Origin of the sequence: Gelidibacter sp., assembly GCF_035577925.1 — a bacterium.
Taxonomy (GTDB): domain Bacteria; phylum Bacteroidota; class Bacteroidia; order Flavobacteriales; family Flavobacteriaceae; genus Gelidibacter.
In genome coordinates, this window is record NZ_DATJCY010000093.1 from 1 (window position 1) to 2,961 (window position 2,961).

Consider the following 2,961-nt stretch of genomic DNA (forward strand, 5'->3'; position numbering starts at 1 on the left):
AAGTTTCAATTTAGCGACACGGTAAGCAAAAGCCAATTAATTGAATAAATTTAAGAAAAAAGTCAATGTAATTGGCTTTTGCGCAATTTGTCTCAATCATTTTAATTTATCATTATCCCAATTTTTGGGATTGTTGATGATGTATTGGGCAATGTGTTGGTATGCGTTTTCATTGCGGATAATGTGTTCATAATAATTGCGTTGCCATAATTTACCCATCGTTTCATTTTTGGTTTTATAAATATCCAAACAACCATTGGCCACCAACGATTTGTATGCCCCCACAATATCGGGTATTGTTGCCGTAGGGGCAGGGCTCGCCCCTGCCCCAATATCGACAACCGCATCGTCCGTGTCAACCGTATGGTTGGGAACAACCGCATGGTTGTTTTCAACCATGTCGTTGGGCATAACCGCATGGTTGTTTTCAACCATGTCGTTGGGGGCAATCGCATCGTTAGGGGCAACCGCGAGGGTTGCCCCTACGGTTTGTAACGCAATAATGCCATGCATGTGGTTGGGCATGATTTGAAATACATCCAATTTAAAATTTGAAAAACGTCCCTGCAATTTCAACCATTCGTCGTGGGCAATTTTACCGTATGCATTCAAAATCATTTCTCCATTTTGGATCGTTCCAAACCTGCAAATTCGATCCTGGCAACAAATGGTAATGAAATACAATCCTGCCTGCGAATAATCGTACCCTTTTAACCTAATGGATCTTCGATGCCGTTGGGGTGATTGGGACGATCGGCAATTTGTCCCCACTGGTGTTTTGTTTTTATTATTGTTCATGTCATGGTTTTAAAACGATTCATGTGGCATAAACTAATGCCAAGTGGGATAACCCTACATAATACACCTACCCATTAATGTGGGTTGTACCTATTCTTAAGTTCAGTTCGTTTAGTTTAAGGCAATATAAACGGTTGAATATACGAAGATTATGTGAATTATTTATTGAAATGTTTAGAATGGTGCCGTAGAAGATAAGACTTCACCTAAAAGGCAAACCTCCTTAAAATCGCTTTAAAAGAGGTTGAGTTTTTATGTTTTTGAAGATTATTTGGGAAAATTAAGGGTTGTGCAACGGTTACCCTTGTTACCTGCTGGCCGTATTAATTAACTCTTTTAGTAGTTTATATTCATTATTTTCAAGTAAATTATAGTTTCCAAACGTTGGTGTTTTAATTAAAATGTCAACTTTATTTACAGTGTCAAGCATTGGAATAATTTTAGAACTATAATTATTATAAAATCTAATAAAATCGCCTTTACAACATGGTAATTTGTACCCAGTTGTTGAACTTGTTATCAAAACTTTATTATCCCTAAGTTTACTAATTATATCTTTATTCAGCATCCTTTTATTAATAGAATATCCTCTAATATTTAATCTTTCTAGTATTTCATCTGAATAAACATAACTATATGGATTTGACTTGAATCTATATATCATGTAGTTTAAAAATGCTATTTGATGCCTTACAGAATGGCAATTTTTACTACATCCAATGGTAATTCTACAATTTCATTTCCTTTTAAACTGAACATTAATACGATAGTCAGCAAAAGGGCAACCAACGTAATGGGGGATATTTTGGGAATGAATTTATGATGATACCATTGTTTGCCTTTTCGTTTTATTAAAATATATCGGGTTAAAAATCCTGCTAAAAACGGAATGCCCAAGTAGATTAAAACACTTTCGGTAACGGTACGCATGGAAACGCTAACGTCAAAATTGCCCAGACCCAAATGTTTAGGCAGCACATTGATAAATAGCCATACAAAAAAACTGTAGGAAAGGATCTGAAAAATACTATTCAAAGCCACTAGCATGGCGGTGTATTCTCTGTTTGCTTTGGCCAAATCGCTCCAAACAATAACCATGGCAATACAGCGTGCCAAACCTATTAAAATGAGTCCGGTCATATATTCCGGTTCATTTCGTAAAAACAAAACGGCTAATCCGAACATCAAAATGGTGCCTACAATCCAATTTAGAATTAAAGAAATGGTGATGGCTTTTTTATCTTGTAAAACTTTTGGTAGGAGTGAATAATCCACTTTTGCTAATGGCGGATACATCATTAAAATTAATCCGATTGCCAAAGGAATATTAGTTGTTCCACTTGAAAAAGCATTAATGTTTTCAGGAATAGATGGGAATAAATAACCTAAACCAACACCAAGTGCCATTGCTGAAAATATCCAGACCGTCAGATAACGGTCTAAGAACTTCATTTTAATATTCATCGTTTTTTACTTGAATAATTTCTCCATGTATCGTGCACGATAATTTTACAGTATTGTAGATTGTGCCAAATTTTTCAATATTCTTCTTTAGCAATGGAATATTTATATTTTCATCAGCACTGTAAATAATTAACTCGTAATTTATATTATCCATTTTCACAGGTTTTTCCGTGCGAATAGCGGACACATTTACTACGGCTTTTGCATAAGTGAAATTCATCATAGCAGAAAATCGTTCTACATTTTTTAGCATACACGCAGCAAAAGCTCCTAAAAAAAGCTCGGCAGGATTAGGTAAAATTTCTGCTGAATTTGAAGTCGTTCCAAAAGCTATCTCATTTTGCTTTATTTGTAGTATCGCATCTTTTGTTGAAACAGATGAAGCCTTAATTTGATATTCCATAATTATTTTTTTTAACAACATCCTGAACTTGGCGTACAGCAATCCAATGGTTTTTCGGCATAAACCGTTATACTTCTAATGACCGTATCGTTTGCTTTGTATTGCGTGATTTCTTCTTCATTTAGATAATCTTTCAAAATATCATCCGGGACAATAATGGGTTTGTCTTTTTGAATGGTCATATTCGCAAATCCAACTTTGCTTACGTAGCTTAAATATTCTTCTTTATCAATGGCACTTGCCACACATCCTGCGTACATTTCGGCAGCATCTTTAATTTTATCGGGTAATGTGCC

General features: G+C 35.1%; 3 protein-coding genes and 2 pseudogenes. All 5 read right to left on the bottom strand.

Going from position 1 to position 2,961, the window contains the following annotated elements:
• Positions 1-96: 96 nt before the first annotated feature.
• Positions 97-798 carry a transposase gene (locus tag VNJ50_RS03295; protein ID WP_325579025.1) on the bottom strand — a complete coding sequence of 234 codons (702 nt, stop codon included), beginning with the start codon at positions 796-798 and terminating at the stop codon, positions 97-99.
• A gap of 307 nt (positions 799-1,105) precedes the next feature.
• Entirely contained in the window at positions 1,106-1,462 is a 357-nt protein-coding gene (locus VNJ50_RS03300) for a hypothetical protein (protein ID WP_325579027.1), read from the bottom strand.
• Positions 1,463-1,494: 32 nt separating this feature from the next.
• Positions 1,495-2,262 (bottom strand): annotated as a pseudogene (gene arsB / locus VNJ50_RS03305) (ACR3 family arsenite efflux transporter); the annotation flags it as partial.
• The gene (locus tag VNJ50_RS03310; protein ID WP_325579028.1) at positions 2,252-2,665 is read right to left on the bottom strand and encodes an OsmC family protein; all 414 of its coding nucleotides are present in this window, start codon (positions 2,663-2,665) and stop codon (positions 2,252-2,254) included. The pseudogene arsB and the gene VNJ50_RS03310, both read right to left, overlap by 11 nt.
• Positions 2,666-2,676: 11 nt before the next feature.
• Positions 2,677-2,961, bottom strand: a pseudogene (locus VNJ50_RS03315) (arsenite S-adenosylmethyltransferase); the annotation flags it as partial.